Source organism: Streptomyces lunalinharesii (assembly GCF_039532155.1).
Taxonomy (GTDB): Bacteria; Actinomycetota; Actinomycetes; order Streptomycetales; family Streptomycetaceae; genus Streptomyces; species Streptomyces lunalinharesii.
This window is the reverse complement of sequence record NZ_BAAARK010000002.1, coordinates 314,899-341,426: the sequence shown is the minus strand read 5'-3', so window position 1 is coordinate 341,426 and position 26,528 is coordinate 314,899. Positions and strand designations below refer to the sequence as shown.

The window sequence follows — 26,528 nt, the reverse complement described above, 5'->3', positions numbered from 1 at the left end:
TCGCCATGACGCGACATGTCCGGCCCATTGCTCCGCGCGGCGCCGACGGCGGGCACCGTCGCGCGAGCGCCACCGGCGACGGAGAACCGGGAGGGAACGTGGAGATCGTCGCATTCGGCGTGCAGACGGACGAGCGGCCGATCCTGGAGCGGGCGTTCGCCGGCCGCCACCAGGTCCGCGCCCTGGACGTCTTCCTCAACCGCGACACCGCCCCCATCGCGCACGGCTACGAGGTCGTCTCCACCAGCGTCAACGACGAGCTGACCGCCGAGGTGCTGCAGACCCTCGCCGCCGGCGGCACCAAGATGGTCGCCCAGCGCTCCACCGGCTTCAACAACATCGACCTCCAGGCCGCGGCGGACCTCGGCCTGACCGTCGGCCGGGTCTCCGCGTACTCGCCGTACGCGGTCGCGGAGTTCGGCTGGCTGCTGGCGCTGGCGGTGAACCGGCGGCTGGTGCCGGCCGCCAACCGCACCCGCAACTTCGACTTCCGGCTGGACGGCCTGATGGGCCGCGACCTGCACGGCCGGACGGCCGGGGTGGTCGGCACCGGCAAGATCGGCACCGCGTTCGCCCGGATCGCCCACGGCTTCGGGATGGAACTGCTGGGCTGGGACCTCGTCGAGAACCCGGAGTGCGCGGCGCTGGGCATGCGCTACGTCCCCCGGGAACGGCTCTTCGCCGAGGCCGACCTGATCAGCCTGCACGTCCCGCTGACCGACGACACCCGGCACCTGGTGGACGCCGCCGCGCTGGCCGCCATGAAGGACGACGCGATCCTGGTGAACTCCAGCCGCGGCGGGCTGATCGACACCGCCGCCCTGGTCGCGGTGCTCAAGGCCGGCCGGCTCGCCGGCGTCGGCCTGGACGTCTACGAGGAGGAGGCCGGGCTGTTCTTCTACGACAAGTCCCTGGACGTCATCAGCGACGACACCCTGGCCCGGCTGATGACCTTCGCGAACGTGCTGGTCACCTCGCACCAGGCGTACTTCACGCGGGAGGCGGTCGGCCAGATCGTCGCGACCACGGTGGTCAACGTGGAAGACCATCTGGCCGGCCGCACCAACGTGCACATGCTGGTCACACGAGGACAGCTGCCAGCAGCTGTGCGGTGACCGCCGCACCGTCCAGGGTCAGCACCGACTCGGGGTGGAACTGCACCCCGGCGAAGCCCGGGCCGCGCAGCGCGTGCACCTCGCCGGTGGCCTCGTCCCGGCTCAGCTCGACGCGGTGCATGGCGAGTTCGGCCGCGGTTCGGTCGTCGCAGCGGGCCGTGAAGGTGTTGTAGAAGCCCACCGTCTCGGTCCGGCCGAAGAAGTCGATCCGCTCCTGGGCGCCCTGGAACGGGACGTCCTTGCGGACGATCTCCAACCCCAGCTCCGCGGCGAGGAGTTCGTGGCCGAGGCAGACCCCGAGCAGGCCGTGCCGGTGGCCGGCCACCAGCTCCGCGGTGAGCGCGCGCAGGAGGCGCATCTTGGGGTCGGCGGCGTCGGACGGGTCGCCCGGCCCGGGGCCCAGCACCACCGGCCCCCGGTGCGCGAGGGCCTCGGCCCGCAGCCCCGGCTCGTCGTAGCGGCGGACCGTGACGGTCAGCCCCGAGGTGCGCAGCAGGTGCGCCAGCATCGCGGTGAAGGTGTCCTCGGCGTCGACGACCAGGGCGTGGCCGTGCAGTCCGGCGACCGGCGCGGTGGTCTGCATCCGCAGCCAGAACGGGGCCAGGTCGGCCCGGCGGGCGTCCAGCGCGGCCTGCACCCGCGGGTCGTCGGCCAGCCGCGGCGCGGGCCCGGTCGCGGCCCGCGCGGGCGCCGGTCGCACCCCCAGGGCGGTGAGCACCCCGGCGGCCTTGGCGTGCGTCTCGGCGACCTCGCCGTGCGGGTCGGAGGCGCGCACCAGGGTGGCGCCGACCGGCACCCGCAGCCGGCCGTCGGCCGCGATGTCCGCGGTGCGGATCAGGATCGGGGAGTCCAGCGTCTGCGCCGCGGCGCCGGCCTCCCGGCCGGGACCGGGGGCCCGGCCGATCAGCGCCAGCGCCCCCGCGTAGTAGCCGCGGCCGCGCCCGTCCGGGCCGACCGGCTCGTGCCGCTCGATCACCCGGCAGGCGTTCTGCACCGGCGACCCGGTGACCGTCGCTGCGAACATCGTCTCCTTGAGGACCTCGCGCACGTCCAGGGTGGAGCGGCCGCGCAGCTCGTACTCGGTGTGCGCGAGGTGCGCCATCTCCTTGAGCCGGGGGCCGACCACCACCCCGCCCTGGTCGCCGACGGTGCACATCATCTTCAGTTCCTCGTCCACCACCATGGACAGCTCCTCGACCTCCTTGCGGTCGTCGAGGAAGGCCAGCAGGCCCGCTGCGGTGGGCCCCTCCACGGGGTAGCGGTAGGTGCCGCTGATGGGGTTCATGACGACGGTGCCGCCGGTCATCCGCACGTGCACCTCCGGGCTGGCGCCGACCAGCGTGCGCGCCCCCGGCCGGTGCACCACGAACGTCCAGTACGCCCCGCGCTCGCCGGCCAGCAGCCGGCGGAACAGCGCCAGCGCGTCGGCCGCCGAGAAGTCCGCGATCTCGCCCTGGAAGGTCCGGCGGATGACGAAGTTGGCGCCCTCGCCGGTGCCGATCTCCTCGCGCACCACCCGGTCGACGACCTCCGCGTACTCCGCGTCGGTCACGTCGAAGGCCCCGCCCCGCACCTGCACGTCGTGCGTCGGGAGCGCGGCCAGCAGCTCCTCCAGGGGCAGCTCGTGGCAGGCGGTGGGGCGCAGTACGGCCAACGGGGTGCCGTCGTCGTGCGCCCGGAAGCCGCGCTCGCGGATCTGCCGGAAGGGGATCAGCGCCAGCGCGTCGGTCACCGGGGCGTCGGGCACCTCCGTGCCGAGCGGGATGTCGGCCAGTCGCTCGACCTCGGTCACCTCGCCGATCAACACCTCGACGGTGCTGCCGTCCCGGCCGGGTGAGCGCCGGCGGAGCAGGGCGAACGGCGGGCAGGCGGGGTCGAGCAGCCGTCGGACCAGCGCGGCGGCGTCGGACGGGGGCTGGGGCTCGGGGTGCATGGCGGTTCCTTCCGGGGGACTTCCGGTCGGAGGAACGGCCGCGGGAACACCGAAGGCCGCCCCTCGGGCGGCCTTCGCGGTCTGTGGGATGCGTACGCGAATCAGTGGGCCGCCGGTCGGGCGGTCCACCACCAGTTCCTGCTCAAGATCGGTCGCGTCTGCATGCCGCGCACCCTACCGGATCTCCTGTCCACGACGCGTCTCACAGTCCGGATGCCGGACGGAGTGCCCTGCGGGACCCCGTAATGTGGGAGACGTGACCGTGAACGCTGAAACCCACGCCGGTGGCAACACCTGGCGAGACCTGCCCGCGGCGCAGCAGCCCGACTGGCCGGACCAAGAGGCTCTGCGCGATGTGATCGCGGAGCTCGAGTCCTATCCGCCGCTCGTCTTCGCGGGCGAGTGCGACCAGCTGCGCGAGCGCCTGGGCGCGGTTGCCCGAGGCGAGGCGTTCCTGCTTCAGGGCGGCGACTGCGCGGAGGCCTTCGACGCCGTCTCCGCCGAGCACATCCGCAACAAGCTCAAGACGCTGCTCCAGATGGGCGCTGTGCTGACCTACGCCGGGTCCGTCCCGGTGGTCAAGGTCGGTCGGATCGCCGGCCAGTACAGCAAGCCGCGCTCCAAGCCGACCGAGACCCGCGACGGGGTGACCCTGCCGACCTACCGCGGCGACTCCGTCAACGGCTTCGAATTCACCGAGGCGGCCCGGATCCCGGACCCGGAGCGGCTGAAGCGGATGTACCACGCCTCCGCCGCGACCCTCAACCTGGTGCGCGCCTTCACCACCGGCGGCTACGCCGACCTGCGCCAGGTGCACGCCTGGAACCAGGACTTCGTGAAGTCCTCGCCCTCCGGCCAGCGGTACGAGGCGCTGGCGCGCGAGATCGACCGGGCGATGAACTTCATGAACGCCTGCGGGGCGGACCCGGAGGAGTTCCGGACCGTGGAGTTCTACTCCTCGCACGAGGCGCTGATCCTGGACTACGAGTCGGCGCTGACCCGCGTCGACTCCCGCACCGGGAACCTCTACGACGTCTCCGGCCACATGGTCTGGATCGGCGAGCGCACCCGCCAACTGGACGGCGCGCACATCGAGTTCGCCTCCCGGATCCGCAACCCGATCGGCGTCAAGCTCGGCCCCACGTCCACCGTGGAGGACGCGCTCACCCTGATCGACCGGCTCGACCCGAACCGCGAGCCGGGCCGCCTGACCTTCATCACCCGGATGGGCGCGGACAAGATCCGCGAGAAGCTGCCCCACCTGGTGGAGAAGGTCACCGCCTCCGGCGCGCAGGTCGTGTGGATCTGCGACCCGATGCACGGCAACACCTTCGAGGCGGCCTCGGGTCACAAGACCCGTCGCTTCGACGACGTGCTGGACGAGGTCAAGGGCTTCTTCGAGGTCCACAAGGCCCTCGGCACCCACCCGGGCGGCATCCACGTGGAACTGACCGGTGACGACGTCACCGAGTGCGTGGGCGGCGGCGACGAGATCTTCGTCGACGACCTGCACCAGCGCTACGAGACGGCCTGCGACCCGCGGTTGAACCGCAGCCAGTCGCTGGACCTGGCCTTCCTGGTGGCGGAGATGTACCGCGACCAGTGACGGTGACGGAGTGACGAGTGGGGCGCGGATCCTGTGATCCGCGCCCCACTGCGTTGCCCCGCATTGTTCCCCGCCCGCGGTCGCGGGTAAGGTAAGGGTTACCTCACTGACGATCATCCGGATCGGACGAGGCGCCCTTACGGAGGTGAACCCGCGTGTACGTCTGCTCCTGCTTCGGCATCACCGAGCAGCAGGTCCGCGAGCACGCGGACCGGGGCGCCTGCACGCCCCGCCAGGTCGCCTCCGCCTGCAAGGCCGGCACCGACTGCGGGAACTGCGTCCGCCGCATCCAGGCGCTGCTGGGCCGCGGTGCGTGCCCCCGTCGCGAGCTGATCGACCGGGGTGCGCCCGACGTGCTGCGCCCGGAGTCCGAACCGTGGAGCCCGGCGACCGCCGTGCCGTCCGAGCCGCTGGCCGCGGAGGTGGCCGCAACGGGGCCCGCGGGCCTCCGGGCGGCCGCGTAGCACCCAGGGGCGCCCGGTCCGTGCGCACCGCGCCGCGCCGTCAGCTCGGCTGCTCGATCACCTGGGCGAGGTAGAGCGCCTCACCGAGCTTCTCGACCAGCTCCAGCTGGGTGTCGAGGTAGTCGATGTGGTGCTCCTCGTCGGCCAGGATCTCCTCGAAGATGTTGGCCGAGGTGATGTCGCCCTTGGCGCGCATGATCTCGATGCCGCGCTTGAGCCGGTCGATGGCCTCCACCTCCACCTGCCGGTCGGCCTGGAACATCTCGGTGACGGTCTGGCCGACGCGGACGTGGAAGAGCCGCTGGTAGTTCGGCAGCCCTTCGAGGAAGAGGATGCGGTCGGTCAGCACCTCCGCGTGCTTCATCTCGTCGAAGGACTCGGCGCGGGTGTACTTGGCGAGCTTCGTCCAGCCGAAGTTCTCCTGCATCTTGGCGTGCAGGAAGTACTGGTTGATCGCGGTCAGCTCGGCGGTCAGCTGCTCGTTGAGGAATTCGATGACCTCGGGGTCGCCCTGCATGGCTGCGGGCCCCTTTCACGCGAGTTCTGGGCAGGTGCCGCGCATCCTCGCACCGCGCCGCGCGAGCCGTCCAGTAAGTTCACACTTAGTACGAGTTGCCCGATTCCGTACCGCCCTGGTCATCGGCACCGTCCGGGGTCTGACACCATGGGGGCATGGGCCAGCCGGAGAGTCGCGAAGAGGAGCCCGTGCTGCCTCCGGGACAGCGGCTCCAGCGGGGCTGGCCGGTCACGCACTACGGCCCGGTGCCGAAGTTCCGCCCCGAGCGCTGGGAGTTCCGGGTCTTCGGCGCCACCGCCGACGGCGCCAAGCACTGCTGGACGCACGAGGAGTTCACGGCCCTGCCGTACGCCACCGTCGTCGGCGACATGCACTGCGTCACCAAGTTCAGCATGCTCGGCGCCGAATGGGGCGGCGTGCTGACCCGGACGATCCTGGAGCTCGCACCGCCCGCGCCCGACGTGACCCACGTGATGGTGTGGGCCGAGTACGGCTTCAGCTCCAACCTCCGGCTCGCCGACTTCGACGCCCCGGGGTGCATCTTCGCCACCCACCGGTCCGGCGAACTGCTCACCGCCGAGCACGGCTTCCCGGTCCGGCTGGTCGTCCCGCACCTCTACGCCTGGAAGGGCCCCAAGTGGGTCCGCGGCATCGAGTACATGACGGCCGACCGCCGCGGCTTCTGGGAGGAGCGCGGCTACCACAACCTCGGCGACCCCTGGCAGGAACAGCGCTACTCCTACCAGGAGGGGCCGGGCGAGGGCCCGGAACTCTAGGCCCCGCCCGGTGTGCGGCGGCGTCCGCTCAGGACGCCCGCAGTTCCTTCAGCCGCGCCACGTCCGCGGCGTGGCCCGCCTCGCCGCCCGGCGTCTCGATCACCAGCGGAACGCCGTCGGTCGCGGGGTGCGCGAACAGCTCGGCGAAGGGCTCCGCGCCGATGTGGCCGGCGCCGATGTTCGCGTGCCGGTCCTTGTGCGCGCCGACCACGTCCTTGGAGTCGTTGGCGTGGATCAGCTTCAACCGGCCCTCGCCGGTGACCTCCACCAGCTCGTCCAGCAGCGCCTTCGTGCCGCCCGGCGCCGCCATGTCGTGCCCGGCCGCGAAGGCGTGGCAGGTGTCCAGGCAGATCCCGAGCCGCGGATGGTGATCCAGCGCGTCGAAGTACGGACCGAGGTCTTCCGCCAGCGAGCACAGCGAGGCGCCCTGCCCGGCCGTGGGCTCCAGCAGCAGCCACGGGTCGTCGTCGTGCGTCAGCTCGTCCAACAGCGGCCGCATCTCCGCCCTGACCTGTGCCAACGCGGTCTCCCTGGCGCGGCCTCCGGTCGCCGAACCGGTGTGCACGACCACCCCGAGCGCACCGATCTCCCGGCCGCGGCGCAGCGAGTGGCGCAGTGACTGAACGGACTTCTCGACCGTCGCCGCGGTGTGCGAGCCGAAGTTGATCAGGTAGGGGGCGTGCACGTAGGCCGGGATGCCGTCCTCGGCGCAGCGCTCGCGGAACGCGGCGTCCTGCTCGGGGTTGCCGGGCGGTGTGGCCCAGCCGCGCGGGTTGGCGACGAAGACCTGGACGGCCTCGCAGTCGATCTGCCGGGCGTACGACAGGCCCACCTTGGCCAGGCCGCCGGCCACCGGGACGTGGCCGCCGACCGGATTGCGTGCGCGGGCGCGCTGCGCGGCGCCCTCGGGGGACAGGGGAGTACTCACCCTCCCAGGGTGCCAGGTGCCCCGCGACGGTCCGCGGGGCACCTGCGGGGAGCCGGCCCTACAGCGCTCCCTTGAGCCGGATGGTGATCGTGCTGCCCTTGGGGGCCTGGTCACCGGCCGCGACCGACTGGGACGCGACGCTGTCCTGCGGGAACAGGAACGGCTTGTCCACCTCGACCTTGAAGCCGAGGTCGGTCAGCGCCTTGGTGGCGTCCGCGGTGTTCTTGCCGCCGACATCCGGGACGGTGACCATCTCCGGGCCCTTGGAGAGCGTCAGGGTGACCGTGTCGCCCTTGCCCAGCGTCGTGCCCGCACCGGGCGACTGGCGGGCCACCGCGTCCTTGTCCTGCGGCGAGAAGACCGGTTGGTCGGCGAACTGGACCCGGAAGCCGGCCTGCCGCAGGCTCGCCGCGGCGTCCTCCCGCGCCGCACCGACCACGTTCGGCAGGTCCACCGGCGCGCCCCGGCTGACGGTGAGCGCCACCGCGGTGTCCGGCCGCCGGGTGCTGCCCGCCGCCGGGTCCGTGCGGATCACCGAGCCCTTGGCGACCTCGTCGCTGAACGTCCGGGTCTCGGTGCCCGGCACCAGGCCCAGGTCGCGCAGCTTGCGCCGGGCGTCCGCGAGCGGGGTGCCGGCCAGGTCGGGGACGGCGACCTTGTCCGGGCCGCGCGAGACGACCAGGGTGACCGTGCCGTTGCCGCGGATCCGCTGCCCGGTGGCCGGCTTCGTCGCCATCACGTGGCCGCGGCGGACGTTGGCGCTGAAGCCGCGCTCCACCTTGATCCGCAGGCCCGTGTCCTGCACCGACTTCTGCGCCTCGGCCTGCGTCATGTCCAGCACCGCCGGGACGTGGGTGAACTGGCCGACGTTGATGTACCAGAGGCCGCCGCCGACGCCCAGGACCAGCAGCACGGCCGCCACGATGGTGGCGATCCGCCGGTGCCGCAGGCGCCCGTCGGCCGGGGCCGCGTGCGGTGCGGGCGGGGGCCGCAGCCGGGTGGTCCGGCCGTCCGGTGCGGCGTCCGCCGGCGGCACCTCCAGCCGGCTGGTGCGGTCCAGCTCCGCTCCGGCCTCGACCGGCAGCGCGAGTTGGACGCCCGCCGGGCGCGGTATCACGTCGGTCCGCTCGTCGTCGGTCGCCGGCGCCTCCTTGGCCTGCGGCGGGACCACGTCGAGCTGGGCGTCGGTCAGCCGGGCGCGGGCCGAGCGGGCCCGGGCGAGCAGCGCCACCGCGTCGTGCGGGCGCTGCTCGGGGGCGCGGGCGGTGGCCGCCGCGACCAGCTCGTCCAGCTCGGGCGCCAGGCCCGGCACCAGCTCGGAGGGCGGGGTGACGTCGTCGTGCAGGTGGCTGTAGAGGATCTGCGCCGCGGAGCCGCCGGTGTGCGGCTTGCTGCCGGTGAGCATCTCGTAGAGCACCACGCCGCAGGCGTAGACGTCGACCCGGGCGTCCGCGGTGCCGTGCTCCATCTGCTCGGGGGCGAGGTAGGAGACCGTGCCCAGGACCGAACCGGTGGAGGCGGTGGTGTGCGTGTCGACCGCGCGCACCAGCCCGAAGTCGGCGACCTTGACCCGGCCGTCGTCGCCGATCAGGACGTTCTCCGGCTTCATGTCGCGGTGCACCAGGCCGGCGCGGTGCGCGGCCCCCAGCGCCGCCAGGATCGGCTCCAGGATGTCCAACGCGGCCCGCGGCTGGAGGGCGCCGCGCTCGCGCAGCACGTCGCGCAGGGTGCAGCCGGCGACGTACTCCATCGCCAGGTAGACGTAGGTGCCGTCGGTGCCCTGGTCGAAGACGCCGACCACGTTCGGGTGCGAGAGCCGGGCGACGGACTTGGCCTCCCGGATGAAGCGGTCGACGAACGCCCCGTCCACGGCCAGGCTCGGGTGCATCACCTTCAGCGCGAGCACGCGGTCCAGCCGGGTGTCCACGGCCCGGTAGACGGTGGCCATGCCTCCGGCGGCGATGCGCCCCTCGACGCGATAGCGACCGTCGAGCAGCTGGCCCACGAGGGGGTCCTGCAACGTCGTATCCACGGCAGACGAGTCTACGAGCCCGCGCCGACAGCCCCGACGTCCCGGCCGCCCCCGACGGGGAACGCAGCGGAACCGTGACAAGGGGGCCGCCGGGACGGACCACGCCGGGGCGGCCGGGACGGGCCCGGCACGGAATAATCCGGACCCGGCCGTGGTCGCACCCGAAGGGGTGGCGCCCGCGGCCCCGACGCCACACCGCACCACAGGGGGGATCCGATGACGACACTGCAGATCGGGGCGCTGGCCCGGCGGACCGGCACCACCGAGCGGCTGCTGCGCTACTACGAGGAGCAGGGGCTGCTCAGACCCGCGCGGACCGCCGCCGGCTACCGCCTCTACCAGGAGGCCGACGTCGACCAGGTCCGTCGGATCCGGACGCTGCTGACCTCCGGGCTGAACACCGCCACCATCGCGCAGGTGCTGCCCTGCCTGCGCGACGACGACGGCCGGCTGGTGCCCACCTGCCCGCAGCTGGTCGGCGAGCTCCACCGGGAGCGGGCCCGGCTCACCGGCTCCATCGACGCCCTGACGGCCTCCCGGAACCTCCTCGACGAGGTGATCACCGCGGCGCCGCCGGAGCTCACCGCCCAGCTCGCCGCGGCGCCGGAGCCCGCGGACGGGGCCGATGCGGCGGCGGACCGGACGGGCGCGGTCGCCGGGCCGGTCTGAGCCCGGCGCCCGCGCCCGTCCGGCGCCGGGCCTAGAACGCCGGCCGTTCCGGGTCCAGCTCCGCGACGCCGTCGGTGGGCGAGGACGCCAACGCGAAGTGGCGGCGCGGGATCCGACCGGCGCGGTGCGCCAGCCGGCCCGCCTCCACCGCGTGCCGCATCGCCGCCGCCATCAGCTCCGGCTCCTGCGCGCGGGTCACCGCCGACGCCAGCATCACCGCCGCGCAGCCCAGCTCCATGGCGAGCGCCGCGTCCGAGGCGGTGCCCGCGCCGGCGTCCAGGACGACCGGGACGCCCGCACGCTCGGTGATCAGCTGGAAGTTGTGCGGATTGCGGATGCCGAGGCCGGAACCGATCGGCGAACCGAGCGGCATGATCGCCGCACAGCCCACGTCCTCCAGCTTCCGGGCGAGGACGGGGTCGTCGTTGGTGTACGGCAGGACGACGAAACCGTCGTCCACGAGGGTTTCGGCGGCGTCCAGCAGCTCCACCGGGTCGGGCAGCAGCGTCCGCTCGTCGGCGACGACCTCCAGCTTGACCCAGTCGGTGCCGAGCGCCTCCCGGGCGAGCCGGGCGGTGAGCACCGCCTCGCCCGCCGTGAAGCAGCCGGCGGTGTTCGGCAGCACCCGGATGCCGTTGCGTTGGAGCACGGAGAGCACCGAGCCCTGCACGGTCGGGTCCAGCCGCCGCATGGCGACCGTCGTCAGCTCCGTGCCGGAGGCCAGCAGCGCGCGCTCCAGGACGTCGAGGCTGGGCGCGCCGCCGGTGCCCATGATGAGCCGGGACCGGAACGTGGTGCCGGCGATGGTGAGCGGGTCGGCGTCGGTGGCGGGCGCCGCGACGGCGTCCGCCGGTTCCACTGCGGTGTCGGTCATGACGGTGATCAGCCTCCCTGCACGGCGGTGAGCACTTCGACGCGGTCGCCGTCGCCGAGCGCGGTGGCGGACCACTGGGTGCGCGGCACCACGGTCTCGTTGACCGCGGCGGCCACCCCGGCCGACGCCCGGGACAGCGTGGCGACCAGCCGGTCCAGGGTCAGCCCGCCCGGGATCCGGCGGGCCTCCCCGTTGACGGAGACGGACACGGTGGGGCCGGCGGGAGCATCGGGGCCGGAGGGGCCGACGGGGCCGGCAGGAGTACCGGGCGTACCGGGGGCGCTCATACGGGCTGCTCCTCAAGGGCACGGACGCGCTCGGCCCCCAGGGGGGCGGGGGAGAAGCGCGTGGGGGAGAAGGGGCGGGCCTCTTCCGGGACGGTTCCGGTGGCCAGCACCTCGGCCAGCACGTCACCGGTGACCGGCGTCAGCAGCACGCCGTTGCGGAAGTGGCCGGTGGCCAGGTGGAGGCCGGGCAGCTCGGTCGGGCCGAGCAGCGGTGCGTTGTCGGGGGAGCCGGGACGCAGCCCGGCGCGGCTCTCGACCAGCGGCAGTTCGGTGAGCCCCGGGACCAGCTCGTGGGCGTCCCGCAGCAGCTCGTAGACGCCGCCCGCGGTCACCGTGGTGTCCCAGCCCAACTCCTCGCTGGTGGCGCCGAGGACCAGCTCGCCGCTCTCCCGGGGCACCAGGTAGAGCGGGTTGCCGCGGACCACGGCCCGCACGGTGCGGGAGAGGAACGGCTGGCCGCCCGGGAGCCGGTCCGGCAGCCGCAGCCGCAGCACCTGCCCCTTGACGGGCCGCACCGGCGGCCGCACGGCCTCCGGTACGCCGGCCAGCAGCCCGCTGCGGCTGCCCCCGGCCAGTACGACCTGACCGGCCGCCAACCGCGTCCCGTCGGCGAGTTCGGCGCCCGTGGCGCGCCCTCGGGCGGTCGTCAGGCGCTCCGCCGCCGTCCGGTGGAAGACCACCCCGGCCCGTTCGCAGGCGGCCAGCAGGGCGCCCGCCAGGCGCCTCGGATCGACCTGGTGGTCACCGTCCACCCGGAGGCCGCCGCGCACCCCCGGGGCGAGCATCGGCTCCAGGCGGCGGCACTCGCGCCCGGTCAACCACTGCGAGTCCAGGCCCGAGCGGACCTGGAGGGCGTGCAACTCCCTCAGGTGGGCGCGGTCGTCGGCGTCCAGCGCGACTTCCAGGGTGCCGCACCGGCGGTAGCCGATCCGCTGCCCGCTGGCCTCCTCCAGCTCCTCCGCGAAGCGCGGATACCGCTGCGCCGAGGCCAGGTTGAGGCCCAGCAGGGTCTCTTCGCCGTAGTGGAGCTCGGTGACCGCGGCCAGCATGCCGGCCGCGACGGACGCTGCGCCGCCGCCGGGCGCGGGGTCGGCCAGTGCGACCCGCAGTCCGCGGCCGGCCGCCCGCCAGGCGGTCACCAGCCCGATGACGCCGCCGCCGATGACCAGCACGTCGGGGTGCCGGTCCACCGGCCGCGACGGGTCCGTTGGTGTGGTGGATGGATGCATGGGCGTCCAGCCCCTCCCTTCGCCGGCATGACCCGGATCAGGTTCGTACGGTCGGAGGCCGGCCAGCCTCCCTCTCAGCCCGGTCCGTCCGGGCTCCCGCGAGTGCGTGCGTCCGCCACCCTAATACGGGTCGCGACGCGTCGTAAGGGAGCGCCCGGGGACCGGGCCCGGCCGTCACGGGGCGTGACTCTGTGTCAGAGATCTCCTTGCGCGCTGCTGCGGGCCGCGTCGGGTGCCGTCCTAGAGTGAGCGGGTGAGCGAGCAGAGCAAGTCTCCCCAGGACCCTGACCGCACGCCGCGCGTGGTGATCGTCGGCGCCGGGATGGCGGGTGTGCAGACCGCCGTGGCCCTGCGCGAACAAGGCTGGCGCGGAGCGATCGCGCTCCTCGGCGACGAGCCGCACCAGCCCTACGACCGGCCCCCGCTGTCCAAGGCGGTGCTGCTCGGCAAGGCCGACGGCTCCGCTTTCGACATCGACTTCGCCAGTCTCGGCATCGACCTCCACCTCGGCCGCCGGGTCACCGCACTGCGCCCCGAGGAGCACCTCGTCGAGACCGACCGGGGCCCGGTCCGCTACGACTACGCCGTCCTGGCCACCGGTGCCGAACCGATCCGGCTGCCCGGCAGCGAGGGCCGCCCCGACGTGCACCTGCTGCGCACCCTGGACGACGCCGAGCGGCTGCGCCCGGTGCTCGCCGCCCAGCACCGGATCGTGGTGGTCGGGGCCGGCTGGATCGGCGCGGAGTTCGCCACCGCGGCCCGCGAGGCGGGCTGCGAGGTCACCGTCGTCGAGGCCGCCGACCACCCGCTGGCCGGCGCCCTGCCCGCCGAGGTCGCCGGGCACATGACCGGTTGGTACGCGGACGCCGGGGCCGACCTGCGCACCGGCGTGCGGGTCGACTCCGTCGCGCCCGGCGCGGTGACCCTCGCCGACGGCACCGCCCTGCCCGCCGACGCCGTCGTCGTCGGCATCGGCGCCCGGCCCGCCACCGGCTGGCTGGCCGGTTCCGGCGTCGCCCTCTCCACCACGGACGGCTCGGTGCTGGCCGACGAACGGCTGCGCACCTCCGTCCCCGACGTCTACGCGGTCGGTGACTGCGCCTCCTTCCCGTCGGCCCGTTACGGCACCCGGCTGCTGGTCCACCACTGGGACAACGCCCTCCAGGGGCCCCGCACGGTGGCCGAGAACATCGCCCGCGGCGCCGCCGAGGGCGTCCGCTACGACCCGGTGCCGTACTTCTGGTCCGAGCAGTTCGGCCGGTTCGTGCAGTACGCCGGCCACCACGGGGACGCCGACGAGCTGGTCTGGCGCGGTGATCCCACCGGCGCCGCCTGGTCGGTCCTCTGGCTCCGCGGCGACGGTGACGGCGACGGTGACGGCGCCGGCGGCGCCGGACGGCTGGTCGCGCTGCTGGCCGTGGGGCGGCCGCGGGACCTGGCCCAGGGGCGCCGGCTCATCGAGCGGGGCGCCCTGCTCGACCGGGAGCGGGCGGCGGACGCTGCCGTTCCGCTCAAGTCGGCGGTCCGCTGACCCCTCGTGCGGCCCCCCGCCGGCCGTCCGGCGGGGGACACGCGTCGCCCGGCGGCGAGGCCCGGGTACCGGCTGTCAGTGGGAGGTGGCAGGCTTGTCCTGTGACCGAGATTGACGCAAAGATCGATGGACTCGTTCCCGCCTGGCTCACCCTCCCCGACATCGCCGAAGAACTCGACGTCGAGGTGACCCGCGTGCGGCAGCTGGTGAAGGAGGGCCAGCTGATCGCGGTGCGCCGCGGGGAGAACCGCGTGCTCCAGGTGCCCGCCGAATTCATCCAGGACGGCAAGGTCGTCAAGGGGCTCGTCGGGACGCTGACGCTCCTGCGGGACGACGGCTTCGCCGACGAGGAGATGCTGGAGTGGCTCTTCACCGCCGATGACACCCTGCCCGGTACCCCGGCGCAGGCGCTGCGCGAGAATCGCGGCACGGAGGTCAAGCGCCGAGCCCAGGCGCTGGCCGTCTGACGCAGCCGCATCCCGCAGTAACCGCACCACGCATCCGCAACCGCATCCACGCGGCGTACGGACCGGCTCCGGCCGGCCCGTACCCCGCCGACGAGGGGGAAGCCGCCCGATGACCACCGTTCGACAGGCCCTGTCCGACGCCCGGCTCTACCTGTGCACCGACGCGCGCACCCGCCAGGGCGACCTCCCGCAGTTCCTGGACGCGGTGCTCTCCTCGGGCGTGGACATCGTGCAGCTGCGCGACAAGGGCCTGGAGGCCGGCGCGGAACTGCGCCACCTGGAGGTCTTCGCGGACGCCTGCCGACGGCACGGCGCGCTGCTCGCGGTCAACGACCGCGCGGACGTCGCCCACGCCGCGGGCGCCGAGGTGCTCCACCTCGGCCAGGGCGACCTGCCGGTCCCCGCCGCCCGCGCCCTGCTCGGCCCGGAGCCGCTGATCGGCCGCTCCACGCACGCCGAGGCCGAGGTGGACGCCGCCCTCGCCGAGCCCGGCGTGGACTACTTCTGCACCGGCCCCTGCTGGCCGACCCCGACCAAGCCCGGCCGGCACGCCCCCGGCCTGGACCTGGTCCGCTACGCCGCCGCGCAGAACCCCGAGCGCCCCTGGTTCGCCATCGGCGGGATCGACGCCGGCAACCTCGACGAGGTGCTGGCCGCCGGCGCCCGTCGGGTGGTGGTGGTCCGCGCGATCACCGAGGCCGACGACCCGGGCGCAGCGACCGCGGAGCTGGCCAAGCGGGTCCGCAGCTGGTCCGCCTGACGCGGCCGGCCGGCGCCCGTCGGAGAGCACCGGATGGCCACGGGATGTCCACCTAGTGGACAGGAACTGCACCAACCAGGCATTACGTCGATGCCGGTTGGTGTCCGTCCGACCTGTGGTTAACCTGCCCGTATGGCCCTAGGTACAGCTTCCACCAGGACTGATCGCGCACGCACCGTGCGCGACCTGCTTGCTTCCGGCAAGCGATCCTTCTCGTTCGAGTTCGCCGCCCCGAAGACGGAGAAGGGCGAGCGGACGCTGTGGAACGCCATTCGCCGCATCGAGGCCGTCGCCCCGACCTTCGTGTCCGTGACCTACGGGGCCGGTGGCACCTCCCGCGACGGCACGGTCCGCGCCACCGAGCGGATCGCCACCGACACCACCCTCACCCCGGTCGCCCACCTGACCGCGGTCAACCACTCCACCGCCGAGCTGCGCAACATCATCGGCCAGTACGCCGACGCCGGGATCCGCAACATGCTCGCGCTGCGCGGCGACCCGCCGGGCGACCCCCTGGGCGAGTGGATCCGGCACCCCGAGGGCATCGGCTTCGCCGCCGAGCTGGTCCAGCTGATCAAGGAGTCCGGCGACTTCTGCGTCGGCGTGGCCGCCTTCCCCGAGATGCACCCGCGCTCGACGGACTGGGACACCGACGTCCGGCACTTCGTCGACAAGTGCCGCGCCGGCGCCGACTTCGCGATCACGCAGATGTTCTTCTTCCCGGAGGACTACTTGCGGCTGCGGGACCGGGTGCACGCCGCGGGTTGCTCGACGCCGATCATTCCGGAGATCATGCCGGTCACCAACGTGCGTCAGATCGAGCGGTTCGCGCAGCTCAGCAACGCCGCCTTCCCGCCCGAGCTCGCTGCGCGCATCCTCGCGGTCAAGGACGACCCGGCGGCGGTACGCTCCATTGGCATCGAGTACGCGACGGACCTGTGCGCGCGCTTGATGGCCGAGGACGTGCCCGGGTTGCACTTCATCACCCTGAACCACTCCACGGCGACCCTGGAAATCTACGAGAACCTGGGGCTGCACCAGCGGCCCTGACCGCGGCGGCCGGCATCCGGCGAAAGAGGGGCGCATATGGGCTGGACGATCCTCTACATCGCGTTTGCCCTGGTCGCGCTGTGGCTGCTCGGTGAGGTGCTGTTCCAGAACAAGGCGCCGCTGCGCTGGCGGGCGTTGGCCCTGGGCGGCTTCCTCGGCGTGGTGGTCGGCGTGGTCATCCCGTCGGTCATCGTGATCGCCCTGGGCGCCATCGCCTTCGCGCTCGGCCAGACGTACGTGACGCTCTCCGTGCGCCGCGGGTTCACGGAGGGCTGGACGATCGGCGGGCGGCCCAAGCCGAAGCGCCGGCGCCGCGCCCGCTCCTCCCGCGGCCCCGCCGACGGGCCGAACCTCCAGGTCTCCCAACTGGCCGAGGAGACCGCCCCGGTGGCCGCCGGGGAGGCCGCGCCGGTCGGCCACGGCGGCGACGGTCCCGGGAACCCGGACCCCTACCAGCCGGTGCCGGACGCGCCCGGCCACGGCGAACCGCCCGCCCACCAGGACTTCTTCGCCTACGCCCAGGCGGACGCCCCCGCCGTCTACGCCCCGCAGCCGCTGCCGGACGAGACCGGGGCCTACGGCGTCTACAGCTTCGACGCCCGCCCCGATGCGACGCCCGCCCCCGCTGCGTACGACCTCTTCGGCAACGTCACCCCGGACGGCGACGGCCAGGGCCAGGGGTACGGCGACGGGTACGGCCCGACGCCCGGCCAGGGCGGCTACGCCGACCCCTACCCCGCCTACGACGACGGCGCCTACCAGGGCGGGCAGGCGCCCTACTCCGACCCGTACATCGGGACCCAGCAGTACGCCGCGCACCACGACCCGTACGAGGAGCCGGATCCGTTCGGCCGGGCGCCGCATCAGGCCGGGCAGCACTACGACGACCTCGGCGGACAGCCCGCACCGCACTACGGGCAGGACCAGGGCTACGGGCAGCACTACGGCCAGGACCAAGGGCAGCAGTACGGGCAGCACTACGCACCGGAGTACGGGCAGGAGTACGGGCAGGACCACTACGCTCCGCAGACGCCGCCCGACGGCGTGTGGGTGCCGCAGCAGCGCGACACCGGCCACCCGGCGGAGCAGCCGGCCTACCCGCCCCCGCACCAGCCGGGATACGACGAGCAGCGGTACCCCTACTGAGCGGCGACGCCCGGCCGTGAGCCGGGCGGGACGCCAACTGCCGCCGCCCCGGGACGGGTTGGGCCACCGCTTCGGAGGCGGTCGCCCCGGTACCGGCGGGGCGGCCCGGACCGGCCGGCGCTCACTCCGCCCCCGCGCCGTCCCTGCCCCGCACGCTCACTCCGAGCCGTGCCAGTCGTCGCCGTTCACGATCAGGCCGGCGACGATCGCCCCGGACATCCCGGCGTGCGCCAGCCCGCCGCCCGGGTGGGACCAGCCGCCGACGGCGTACAGCCCCGGTATCCGGGTGCGGTTGCCGGGCCGCAGGAAGCGCCCCTGCTGGCCGGCGAGCGCCGGGCCCGGCACCGGCCCGCCCTCGGTGGGCGGCAGCACCTTCCGCCACAGCGCCCGCTTCCGCAGGCCGGGCACGGCCGCCTCGGCGCTCGCGACCAGCCGCTCCGCGTCCCGCTCCAGGGCCTCGCGGTCCAGCCGGTCGACCGGACCGTGCGGGGCGACGGTGGCGGTGAGGGTCACCGCCTCGTGGTCGTCGTCGGGGCGCGTCGCCGGGTCGTCGGGGCGCAGCACCGTCACCGTCGGGCGGGCGCACGGGGTCGGCAGGTCGGGCCCGTCGCCGAAGACGCCGGTCAGCTCCGCGGTGCGGTCCGCGGCGTGGACCACCGTGCGGTGCACCGCGTCCGCCGGGCGGGCGCCGCGCAGGGCCAGACAGACCGTCAGCCGCGCGGGCGCCCGGTCGCCCGGGCGGACGTCGTCGTCGCTCCAGGGCTCGCGGTCGGCGCAGAGCGCCGACAACCGGACCGGATCGACGCCCGCGACCACGAACTCCGCGTCGGCGGTGCGGCCGTCGGCCAGCGCCACGCCCGCGGCCCGGCCGTCCTTCTCCAGGATCCCGGTCACCTCGGCGCCGAAGGCGAACTCCACCTTCCGGGCCCGGCAGCGCTCGTACAGTGCGTCGGCCAGCGCGCGCATGCCGCCGGTCACGTACCAACTGCCGAAGGTCTGCTCCATGTAGGGCAGCACCGTCGCGCTCGCCGGGGCGGTGCGCGGGTCGAAGCCGTAGGCCAGGGCGTGGCTCTCCAGCAGGGCGACGAGTCGTGGGTCGGTCAGCTCGCGGTGGGCGACCTCGGCGAGGGTGGCGGTGGTCGGGCCCTTGCCGCCGCCCCGTCCGAACAGGCCGCGCCGGCGCACCGCCGGGTACGGGTCGCGGCCCAGCACCCGCCAATCCGGCCACAGCGGCTCCTCCAGCAGCGGCCGGCGGGTGGCGTCCCACGCCTCGCGGGCGCGCACCAGCAGGGCGCTCCAGCGCTCGCCGGCGCCGGCGCCCAGCGCCTCGTCCAGGGCGGCCAGGACGCCGGCCCGCGAGGCGTTGGGCAGCGTCGCGGAGCTGCCGTCGGGGAAGACGTGCCGGCTGGCGGGATCGACCTGGGTGAGCTCGACGCAGCGCTCCAGCGGCTCGCGGCCGGTCTTGACGAACAGGTCGCGGTAGACCGCCGGGAGGTGCAGGAGTCCGGGGCCGGTGTCGAAGGCGAAGCCGTCCCGCTCGAACCGGCCCAGCGCGCCGCCGTACGTCGCACCGCGCTCGAACACCGTCACCCGGTGGCCCGCCACGGCCAGCCGGGCGGCGGCCGCCATCGCGCCCATCCCGGCGCCGATCACCGCAATTCCTGCCATGCCTGCGACTGTATCCGGCGGCACTGACAACGCCGCCGACGACCGGTGTCCGCCCCGGACCCGGCCCGCCGGCGGGCGGAGTCAGCCGAGCGGTGGCGCGCCGCTGCCGGCCGCCGCGAACCGCTTGTCCGCGCGCCGCTCCCGCCGTCGCCGCAGGTACCGGCGGATCCGCGACCACAGGAAGACCACCGTGGCGATCCCCGCGACCAGCAGCACCGCCGCGATGCCCGCCGCGATCCACGGGTGGAACAGCGCGAACGCGACGAGCCCGGCGACGCCCAGGTCCTCCGCCAGGCTCAGCAGAATGTTGCTGGCCGGCTCGGGCGAGGTGTTGACCGCGATCCGGGTGCCCGCCTTGACCAGGTGGCTCAGCAGCGCCGTGGAGCCGCCCACGGCACCGGCCGCCAGCTGGGGCAACGATCCGTCGTGCCCGGCCAGCAGCGCTGCGACCACGCCGCCGGCGATCGGCCGGACCACGGTGTGCACGGCGTCCCACACGGAGTCCACGTACGGGACCTTGTCGGCGATCGCCTCGGCCAGGAAGAGCAGCCCGGCGGCGATCAGCACGTCGGGCCGCTCCAGGGCGGCGGGCACCTCGTCGGAGACGCCGGTGGCACCGAGCAGGCCGAGGAGCAGGATGACGGCGTAGGCGTTGATCCCGCTCGCCCAGCCGCTGGTGAAGACCAGGGGAAGTACGGACACGCCGCCGATGGTAGGCGGTCCACGGGGCCCGCCGCCCGTCCGATGGGGCGCGGTGCTCAGCTTTGAGTATCCGTACTCAGACGCCGAGATGAGTAGGTGTGCGGATGGGCCGGGATCCGTCCGGACGGAAGAGTGGGGGCCACGGACGGGAAGTGGCGCCGCACCGCCGACACGGGGCGGCGGAGCGGTGCGGCTCCCCGGACGCCACGGGGGAAGCACGGGGGAGTACGGGGGCGGCGCTGCCCTGGTCGGGTCGATTCGGGGGAACGATCCGTGCCAGGGCAGCGCTCATGTCTTTCCGGGGGCCGCGGCGGTCCGCCCCGAGGACGGGGTGGAGCGCCGCTCCCTTTCAGGCGGGGCGGCCGGTGACCCGTCCCTGTAGGAGCCGCGACAGGGCCGCGTGCACGTCGTCGATCGACCGGTCCGGCTGGTACGACTGCCAGTCCAGCGCGGCCACCAGGACCATCCCGAACAGCGCCGAGGCGGTCAGCGGAATGTCGATCTCCTCGCTCAGCTCGCCGCCGGCGACGGCCTCCCGCAGCACGTTCTCCACCACGGTGATGGCCCGTTCCCGGACCACCATGAGCGTCGACTGCCAGGCCCGGTTGGTGCGCCACAGCTCGGCGACGTACAGCTGGGTGAGGGCCGGATACCGGGCGATGAACTCCAGGCCGGCCCGGATCATCGCGTCCAGGGCGTCGACCCGGGTGCCGCCCCCGTCGGTGACCTCGTCGGCGGCCGTCTGGAGGGAGGACGCCAGCAACTCGATACCGTGCCGCAGCAGCTCCTCGAAGAGGACGTTCTTGCTCGCGAAGTTGTAGTACACGGTGCCCTTCGCGACCCCCGCCCGTTCGGCGATCTCGTCCACCGTGGTGGAGGAGAAGCCCTGTTCGGCGATGAGCGTGACCGCGGCCTCGAAGAGCTTGCGCCGGGTCGCGTCGCGGCGTGTGTGGGAGCTGTCCATGGGGGTGATTGTGCCGGTCGCGGCTGTGCGCGCGCTCACAGGCTGAGCTCCGGGTGGAGGTCCTTCATCCGCACCACCTGGCGACCGCGCGCCGCCAGGGAGGTCAGCGCCAGCGCCCCGAGGGTGAACGCCAGCAGCACCGCGGCGCCCTGCCACACGGGAGCCAGCTCGCCGCCGGTGATGAGCCGGCGCAGCCCCTCCACGACGTAACTCATCGGCAGGTAGGGGTGGATGGCCCCGAAGAAGCCCGGGCTGGTCTGCACCGGGTAGGTGCCGCCGGCCGACGTCAGCTGGAGCATCAGCAGGGCCAGGACGAGGATCCGGCCGGCCGGCCCGAACTTCGCGTTCAGCCACTGCACGATCGCCGAGAAGCAGGCGGTGACCAGGACCAGGAAGCCGACCGTGCCGGCCGCCCGGGCCATCTGGAGGCCGAGCGCGAAGTGCAGCACGGACATCAGCGCGGCGGTCTGCAGCACCCCGATGCCGAACACCGGCAGCCATCCGGACAGCGTCACCCGCCAGGAGGACGCGCCCGTCGCCAGTGCCCTCCGGTTGAGCGGCGGGATCAGCATGTAGGCCACCATCGCGCCGACCCACAGGGACAGCGGGATGAAGTACGGGGCGAACCCGGTGCCGTAGTTGGGCGCCTTGTGGGTGGCACCGGACGCGAGCTGCACCGGATCGGACATCACCAGGGTGCGCGCGTCGCGGTCCTTCTTGCCGTAGTCGGGGATCTGCCGCACCCCGTCGTGCAGTCCGCCGGCCAGCTGCGCCGAGCCGTCGGACAGCTTGAACATCCCGCCGTCCAGGGTCTGCGCGCCGTCCTTGAGGCGGCCGACGCCGGCGTCCAGGTCGGTCATCCCGGAGGCGGCGCGGCCGGTGCCGTCGTGCAGCTGCCGCGCCCCGTCATGGAGCCGGTCCGCGCCGGACGCCAACTGGGCGTTGCCCGCCGCCAGTTCGCGGGCGCCCGCGGAGACCTTGTGGGCCCCGTCGTTGAGGTCGTTGATCTTCTGGACCGCGGCGTCCATGTCGGCCCCGAGGGTCGGCCCGTGGGCGGCCAGCTCGGAGGCCAGTGCGTGCAGGGTGTCCAGGTCCCGGCCGAGCTGGTCGAGGTTCTTCTGGTCGTGGACGTAGCCGCTGACCTCCTCGGCGGTGTCCGCCGCGGCGTCCGCCTGCTGGGTGATCAGCTTCAGTTCGGCGCAGTCGCTCCCCACGGAGCCGCCGCTGCCGCAGCGCAGCCGGTAGTACGTGTCCAGGTGGTCGGCGAGCCCGCGGGAGAGCCGGGCGCCGGCGTCGGCCGCGCCGGGCAGCTTGTCCAGGTGGTCGCGCACCGCCTGGGCGCCGTCGGCGACCAGCCGTGCGGCCTCGCCGATCTCCTTGCCGTGCGCCCGGACGAACGGCCCCACCTGGTCGACGACGCCGTTGACGGTGTCGGCGAGCTGCTGGGTGCCCTGCGCCACCTGGCCGGAGCCGTCGGCCAGTTGGCGGGCCCCGGTGGCGGCGGTGCCGGCCCCCTTCGCGAGGTCGGTGCTGCCCTGGTTGAGGCGGCCCGCGCCGGCGTCGAGGTCGCCCAGGCCGCCGACCAGCTCGGCGCTCCCGTTCTTGGCGGTGCCCAGGCCGTCGGCCAGTTTGCCGGCGCCGTCCTTGGCCTGCCCGATGCCGTCCTGGAGCCGTGCCGCGCCGTCGGCGGCCTCCTGGGTCTTGCCGTGCAGGGTCGAGAACGACACGAAGATCTTGTCGAGGAAGGTCCGCGACGCCTTGGCCGTGGCCGCCGCGCGGACCTCGGAGAAGACGGTCCGGGAGATCTGCCCGACGATGTAGTTGTTGGCGTCGTTGGTGCGCACCGTCAGGGCACCGGTCTCCGGGTGCGCCCCGGAGCTGGACGCGATCCGTCGGCTGAAGTCCCGCGGGATGGACAGCGAGAGGTAGTAGGTGCCGTCCTCGACGCCCCGGCCGGCCTCCTGGGAGTCGACCCGGTGCCAGTCGAAGGTGTGGCTGTCGCGCAGCCCGGCGACGATCCCGTCGCCCGCCGCGATGCGCTGTCCGCCGACGTCGGCCCCTTGGTCGTCGTTGACCAGCGCGACCGGGATCCGGTCCAACCGGCCGTAGGGGTCCCAGAAGGACCACAGGTACAGCGCGCCGTACAGGAGCGGCAGCAGCAGGAGCGCGGCCAGCGCGGCGCGCGGCAGCTTCCCCCGCCCGAACCGCTTCAGCTCAAGCGCGGCCAGTTTCGGCGAGCGCATCGGCCGCCCCCTCCTCATCGTGCCCGCCGTCCTCGGGGGCGTCGGCAGCGTGTGGTGCCGGGCGGCCGGTGCGCACCAGCACCACGCCCGAGGGGTCCGCCGGCGGCTCGCTGCACACCGCGAGCACGGTGGTGCCGGCGGCGGCGAGGGAGCGCAGCAGCGCCCAGGCCGCGGCGCGCTCCTGGTCGGACAGCTTCAGGTCGGTGTCGTCCACGGCCAGCAGCCCGGGGCCGCCGATCAGCGCCAGGGCCACGGACAGCCGCAGCGCCTCCAGCCGCTCCAGGTCGCGCACCGCGGTGCGGACGCCCTTGGGCAGCGTCGCCACGTCCAGTCCGGCGGCGGTCAGCGCGTCGTCCACCAGAGCGCGGGCCCGTGCCCGGCGCTCCCGCCGGGGCCGCAGCAGCGCGCCGAGCGAGGCGCCGAACCGGCCCTGGAGCAGGGCGCGTTCCCGCAGGTGCTCGCCGACGGTCAGGGCCGGGTCGAGCTCGGCGACCCCCGGCACGTGGGCGAGGGCGGTGCGGGACCGAACCGCGGCCATGCGCCGGGGCAGCGGCAACCCGCCGACCTCGGCGGTGCCCGCCGCGGGCTTCATCCGCCCGGTGAGCGCCAGCAGCAGGCACGTGCGGCCGGACCCCGACGGGCCCTGCACGGCGATCAGCGCACCGGGTCCGGCGGTGACGTCGATGTCCCGGAACGCCCAACCGCGGGGGCCCTTGACCCCGAATCCCGCGGCCGTGACCGCCGCCCCGTGCGGGGTGCTGTCCACGATCCCCTCCCTTGCACTGACTGGTCAGTTCAAGCTAGGGAGCCCGGTCCGCCCTCCGCAAGGGGTTCGCCGGAAATCCGCGAAAACCCGTTCCGGATCTGCCGATTCGCTGTCCGTTTTCCACTGGAACCGCAGGTCAGGGGCGATTGTCAGTGGTGTGCCGCACGATGGGTGCATACGGTCCGCATCGGCCCGCAGGCCCTCAACCAGCGGGCGACGACAGGAGGTTCGTCATGGCAGCTCGTCCCGTCGCGGGCAGCTCGGCTGCGTACGGTCCCCCGAGCGACGTCCACCCCGTCCTGCGCCGGGCGGCCGCGCCGCCCGCCGCCCTCGACCTGCTCGCCAAGGCCCAGCTCGGCCTCGACGAGGCCGAGACCCTGGAATCCGCCAACGACCGGTTCGCCACCGCCCACCTGGCCGCGCTGCGCGCCGCGGCCGCGGTCCTCGCCGTGCGCGGCCGACCGGAGCCCACCGCACGCCGTCGGAAGACCATCCGCAGCGCCTGGGAGGTCCTGCCCGAGGTCGCTCCCGAACTCGCCGAGTGGAGCGCCCTGTTCGCGGCCGGCGCCGACCGCCGGGCCAGGGCCGAGGCCGGCATAGCGGGCGCGGCCGGCCAGCGTGACGCCGACGACCTCCTGCGGGACGCCGGGATGTTCCTCCGCCTCGTGGAGCGGATGCTCCGGCTCCAGCCGGCGCTGCCCCCGCAGCGGGCCGGCGGGACGCCCGACGCGAGCTGGGGACGGGCCGGCTGACGGGCCCGACCTGCGGCGGTGCGCGGGCCGGACGCGGCACCCGCCCGATTACGCAATAGGGTGGTGAACGACTGGACGTCCATGCCCCGCCGAGGAGCCACCCACCGTGTCTGACCCGCTGCGCCCGCGCGCCTCCCTTCGTACCGCCGTGGTCTGGGACGTCCTCAACGACGCCCTGGACCGCCGGGCCAAGGCCGCCGGGCGGGACGCCCTGGATGTCCTCGACACCGGCGGCGGCAGCGGCAACTTCGCCGTCCCGGTGGCCCGCCTCGGCCACCGCGTCACCGTCGTCGACCCCAGCCCCAACGCCCTCTTCGCCCTGGAGCGCCGGGCCGCGGAGGCCGGGGTCGCCGACCGCATCCGCGGGGTCCAGGGCGACGCCCACGGCCTGTTCCAGGTCGTCGAGCGCGGTGGCTACGACGCGGTGCTCTGCCACGGCGTCCTGGAGTACGTGGACGACCCCGCCGAGGGCCTGCGCAACGCCGTCGACGCGCTGCGCCCGGCCGGCACCCTCAGCCTGCTCGCCGCCGGGCTGGGCGGGGCGGTCCTTGCCCGCGCCCTGGCGGGCCACTTCACCGAGGCCCGCCGCGCCCTCACCGACCCCGCCGGCCGCTGGGGCGAGGGCGACCCGGTGCCCCGCCGGTTCACCGCCGACCAGCTCACCGACCTGGTCACCGCCACCGGCCTCCAGGTCGGCGCGGTGCACGGCGTGCGGGTCTTCGCCGACCTGGTCCCCGGCGTCTTGGTCGACACCGAGCCCGGCGCCATGGAGGCACTGCTGAAGCTGGAGGCCGCCGCGGCCGAGCAGCCGGCGTTCCACTCCGTCGCCACCCAATTGCACGTCCTGGCCGAGCGCGACTGACCGCGCCGGACGCGGCCGCGCCCGCGCCGGGACGGTGCACGCCGCCCGCGCGCCGCGCCCGCCGGGGCGCCCGCGGCCGGCGGCGGGGCCCGGCGACGCCCGCGGGTAGCGGGTGCGGTCGACCACAGGCCACCCGAACAGCCGCTTCGCCCCGTATGATCGGGGTACGACGCTCCGGCATGACGGGCTGGTGGGTGGGGAATGCAGCCAGCATCACCACCGCACCGCCGCGGCGGTGCGGACGGTGAATTGGCGTAGAGGGGCGGGTTTCACGGGGGCGAATCCCTGCCTATCCTGAAAGGGTCGCACCCCGGTCGCCCCCCGCGACCGACGAGTAGGAGGACTCCGTGCCGCTCTCGGAGCACGAGCAGCGCATGCTCGAGCAAATGGAGCGAGCGCTGTACGCCGAAGATCCCAAGTTCGCGACAGCGCTTGAGGGAAGCGGGCTGCGTACGTACACCCGGCGACGGGTTTACCAAGCGGTCGCGGGCTTCCTGGTGGGTATCGGCCTGCTCATGGCCGGCATGGTCGCGCAGCAGATCTGGTGGGTCAGCGTCGTCGGCTTCCTCGTCATGCTCGGCTGTGCCGTGCTGGCCGTCACCGGTTGGCGCAAGGCCCCCAAGCCCGGTGAGCGCGGGACGGCCCCCAGCGGGCCGCAGGCCCGTCGCCAGGCGAAGTCGCGCCGTTCGATGATGGACCGCATCGAGGACCGCTGGCAGCGTCGCCGAGACGAGCAGCAGGGCCACTGACCAGCGTCTCCTGAGCCGTCCGGAGGCGATCTGCTCGGCCCGGCGCTCAGGCTCGGATCCGGCCGATCTCGCGCGGCCCGCCCGTGTGACCCCTTCCGTGCTCTGGCCCCCGACGTTTCGGGGGCCAGAGCTTTTTCTTCGCCTTCTTCGCCGCCTTCGCTTCTGTCTGTGCCTCCGCCTCTGTCTCTGCGTACGGCTCCGCTTCCCGCGCTGCCGGTGAGCGCGGGAAGCGGAGCCGTACGTACGCCGACGCCGCACGTTTCCGCGCTGCGCCCGTGGGGCCCGTGAGCGCGACCGTGAGGTGTGCCGCGACGGGGGTGCGGCCGGCGCTGCTCTTCCGCGCGGGCCGGGCACGCGTTGCTGCGGGTGCGTGTCCGGACCAGCCCCGCCCCCCCCGTGGACGGAGCCGGCCTGGAAGGGGGCGGCGCTGGATCGCGG

25 protein-coding genes and 1 riboswitch are annotated in these 26,528 nt (G+C 74.2%); of the genes, 13 read left to right on the top strand and 12 right to left on the bottom strand.

Annotated elements, in window-relative coordinates; translation table 11 throughout:
• Window positions 1-98 precede the first annotated feature (98 nt).
• Entirely contained in the window at window positions 99-1,115 is a 1,017-nt protein-coding gene (locus tag ABD385_RS05530; protein WP_344573816.1) for a 2-hydroxyacid dehydrogenase, read from the top strand.
• Here the strand turns inward: ABD385_RS05530 and ABD385_RS05525 are convergent.
• Complete coding sequence (locus ABD385_RS05525; protein ID WP_344573815.1) at window positions 1,081-3,048, bottom strand: anthranilate synthase family protein; 1,968 nt, start codon at window positions 3,046-3,048, stop codon at window positions 1,081-1,083. The genes ABD385_RS05530 and ABD385_RS05525 overlap by 35 nt on opposite strands.
• Window positions 3,049-3,304: 256 nt before the next feature.
• Between ABD385_RS05525 and ABD385_RS05520 the strand changes: the two genes are divergently transcribed.
• Complete coding sequence (locus ABD385_RS05520; RefSeq protein ID WP_344573814.1) at window positions 3,305-4,654, top strand: class II 3-deoxy-7-phosphoheptulonate synthase; 1,350 nt, start codon at window positions 3,305-3,307, stop codon at window positions 4,652-4,654.
• Between the two features lie 155 nt (window positions 4,655-4,809).
• Window positions 4,810-5,118 (top strand): (2Fe-2S)-binding protein, encoded by a 309-nt coding sequence (locus ABD385_RS05515; protein WP_344573813.1) that lies wholly within the window; start codon window positions 4,810-4,812, stop codon window positions 5,116-5,118.
• A gap of 40 nt (window positions 5,119-5,158) precedes the next feature.
• Here the strand turns inward: ABD385_RS05515 and bfr are convergent, their stop codons facing one another.
• Window positions 5,159-5,635: a bacterioferritin gene (gene bfr, locus ABD385_RS05510; RefSeq protein ID WP_233661313.1), complete on the bottom strand. Its 477-nt coding sequence runs from the start codon at window positions 5,633-5,635 to the stop codon at window positions 5,159-5,161.
• Window positions 5,636-5,790: 155 nt separating this feature from the next.
• Here bfr and ABD385_RS05505 point away from each other — a divergent pair, with 155 nt between their 5' ends.
• Entirely contained in the window at window positions 5,791-6,411 is a 621-nt protein-coding gene (locus ABD385_RS05505) for a sulfite oxidase-like oxidoreductase (protein ID WP_344573811.1), read from the top strand.
• 28 nt (window positions 6,412-6,439) lie between these two features.
• Here ABD385_RS05505 and ABD385_RS05500 read toward each other — a convergent pair whose 3' ends face one another.
• Together ABD385_RS05500 and pknB are read right to left on the bottom strand one after the other, a co-directional pair.
• Entirely contained in the window at window positions 6,440-7,339 is a 900-nt protein-coding gene (locus tag ABD385_RS05500; protein WP_344573810.1) for a deoxyribonuclease IV, read from the bottom strand.
• Between the two features lie 58 nt (window positions 7,340-7,397).
• A complete protein-coding gene (pknB, locus tag ABD385_RS05495; RefSeq protein WP_344573809.1) occupies window positions 7,398-9,371 on the bottom strand; it encodes a Stk1 family PASTA domain-containing Ser/Thr kinase in 1,974 nt (657 codons plus the stop codon).
• A 216-nt stretch (window positions 9,372-9,587) separates the two neighbouring features.
• Here pknB and ABD385_RS05490 point away from each other — a divergent pair, with 216 nt between their 5' ends.
• Window positions 9,588-10,040: a MerR family transcriptional regulator gene (locus ABD385_RS05490; RefSeq protein ID WP_344573808.1), complete on the top strand. Its 453-nt coding sequence runs from the start codon at window positions 9,588-9,590 to the stop codon at window positions 10,038-10,040.
• Between the two features lie 31 nt (window positions 10,041-10,071).
• Here ABD385_RS05490 and ABD385_RS05485 read toward each other — a convergent pair whose 3' ends face one another.
• The 3 genes from ABD385_RS05485 to thiO all read right to left on the bottom strand — a co-directional run bounded on the left by ABD385_RS05485 (window position 10,072) and on the right by thiO (window position 12,430).
• The gene (locus tag ABD385_RS05485) at window positions 10,072-10,914 is read right to left on the bottom strand and encodes a thiazole synthase (protein WP_344573807.1); all 843 of its coding nucleotides are present in this window, start codon (window positions 10,912-10,914) and stop codon (window positions 10,072-10,074) included.
• A gap of 8 nt (window positions 10,915-10,922) precedes the next feature.
• On the bottom strand, window positions 10,923-11,201 hold the full coding sequence (gene thiS / locus ABD385_RS05480; protein WP_344573806.1) for a sulfur carrier protein ThiS: 279 nt from the start codon (window positions 11,199-11,201) through the stop codon (window positions 10,923-10,925).
• Window positions 11,198-12,430, bottom strand: coding sequence for a glycine oxidase ThiO (gene thiO / locus ABD385_RS05475; protein ID WP_344573805.1), 1,233 nt, complete (start codon window positions 12,428-12,430; stop codon window positions 11,198-11,200). Before thiO ends, thiS begins: the two co-directional genes overlap by 4 nt.
• A riboswitch (TPP riboswitch) is annotated at window positions 12,428-12,540 on the bottom strand. Its footprint overlaps the gene before it by 3 nt.
• A gap of 143 nt (window positions 12,541-12,683) precedes the next feature.
• Between thiO and ABD385_RS05470 the strand changes: the two genes are divergently transcribed.
• The 5 genes from ABD385_RS05470 (at window position 12,684) to ABD385_RS05450 (ending at window position 17,384) form a co-directional block, all read left to right on the top strand.
• On the top strand, window positions 12,684-13,961 hold the full coding sequence (locus ABD385_RS05470; RefSeq protein ID WP_344573804.1) for an NAD(P)/FAD-dependent oxidoreductase: 1,278 nt from the start codon (window positions 12,684-12,686) through the stop codon (window positions 13,959-13,961).
• A 101-nt stretch (window positions 13,962-14,062) separates the two neighbouring features.
• Window positions 14,063-14,428, top strand: coding sequence for an Rv2175c family DNA-binding protein (locus tag ABD385_RS05465; RefSeq protein WP_016575220.1), 366 nt, complete (start codon window positions 14,063-14,065; stop codon window positions 14,426-14,428).
• 109 nt (window positions 14,429-14,537) lie between these two features.
• Window positions 14,538-15,188: a thiamine phosphate synthase gene (thiE, locus tag ABD385_RS05460; RefSeq protein WP_344573803.1), complete on the top strand. Its 651-nt coding sequence runs from the start codon at window positions 14,538-14,540 to the stop codon at window positions 15,186-15,188.
• A 132-nt stretch (window positions 15,189-15,320) separates the two neighbouring features.
• Entirely contained in the window at window positions 15,321-16,238 is a 918-nt protein-coding gene (gene metF / locus ABD385_RS05455) for a methylenetetrahydrofolate reductase [NAD(P)H] (protein WP_344573802.1), read from the top strand.
• 36 nt (window positions 16,239-16,274) lie between these two features.
• Window positions 16,275-17,384 (top strand): hypothetical protein, encoded by a 1,110-nt coding sequence (locus ABD385_RS05450; protein WP_344573801.1) that lies wholly within the window; start codon window positions 16,275-16,277, stop codon window positions 17,382-17,384.
• A 156-nt stretch (window positions 17,385-17,540) separates the two neighbouring features.
• Here the strand turns inward: ABD385_RS05450 and ABD385_RS05445 are convergent, their stop codons facing one another.
• The 5 genes from ABD385_RS05445 to ABD385_RS05425 all read right to left on the bottom strand — a co-directional run bounded on the left by ABD385_RS05445 (window position 17,541) and on the right by ABD385_RS05425 (window position 23,727).
• Window positions 17,541-19,052, bottom strand: a complete 1,512-nt coding sequence (locus tag ABD385_RS05445; protein WP_344573800.1) for a phytoene desaturase family protein — start codon at window positions 19,050-19,052, stop codon at window positions 17,541-17,543.
• A gap of 81 nt (window positions 19,053-19,133) precedes the next feature.
• Complete coding sequence (locus ABD385_RS05440) at window positions 19,134-19,754, bottom strand: DUF4126 domain-containing protein (protein WP_344573799.1); 621 nt, start codon at window positions 19,752-19,754, stop codon at window positions 19,134-19,136.
• A 349-nt stretch (window positions 19,755-20,103) separates the two neighbouring features.
• Entirely contained in the window at window positions 20,104-20,718 is a 615-nt protein-coding gene (locus ABD385_RS05435) for a TetR/AcrR family transcriptional regulator (protein WP_344573798.1), read from the bottom strand.
• Window positions 20,719-20,753: 35 nt separating this feature from the next.
• Window positions 20,754-22,961 carry a YhgE/Pip family protein gene (locus ABD385_RS05430; RefSeq protein WP_344573797.1) on the bottom strand — a complete coding sequence of 736 codons (2,208 nt, stop codon included), beginning with the start codon at window positions 22,959-22,961 and terminating at the stop codon, window positions 20,754-20,756.
• Entirely contained in the window at window positions 22,933-23,727 is a 795-nt protein-coding gene (locus ABD385_RS05425; protein WP_344573796.1) for an ATP-binding cassette domain-containing protein, read from the bottom strand. The genes ABD385_RS05430 and ABD385_RS05425 overlap by 29 nt, the downstream gene beginning before the upstream one ends.
• A gap of 233 nt (window positions 23,728-23,960) precedes the next feature.
• Between ABD385_RS05425 and ABD385_RS05420 the strand changes: the two genes are divergently transcribed.
• From ABD385_RS05420 to ABD385_RS05410, 3 genes are all read left to right on the top strand, one after another.
• On the top strand, window positions 23,961-24,479 hold the full coding sequence (locus ABD385_RS05420; protein ID WP_344573795.1) for an SAV_6107 family HEPN domain-containing protein: 519 nt from the start codon (window positions 23,961-23,963) through the stop codon (window positions 24,477-24,479).
• 106 nt (window positions 24,480-24,585) lie between these two features.
• On the top strand, window positions 24,586-25,341 hold the full coding sequence (locus tag ABD385_RS05415; RefSeq protein WP_344573794.1) for a methyltransferase: 756 nt from the start codon (window positions 24,586-24,588) through the stop codon (window positions 25,339-25,341).
• A 347-nt stretch (window positions 25,342-25,688) separates the two neighbouring features.
• Window positions 25,689-26,090: a DUF3040 domain-containing protein gene (locus tag ABD385_RS05410; RefSeq protein WP_344573793.1), complete on the top strand. Its 402-nt coding sequence runs from the start codon at window positions 25,689-25,691 to the stop codon at window positions 26,088-26,090.
• Window positions 26,091-26,528: the final 438 nt, after the last annotated feature.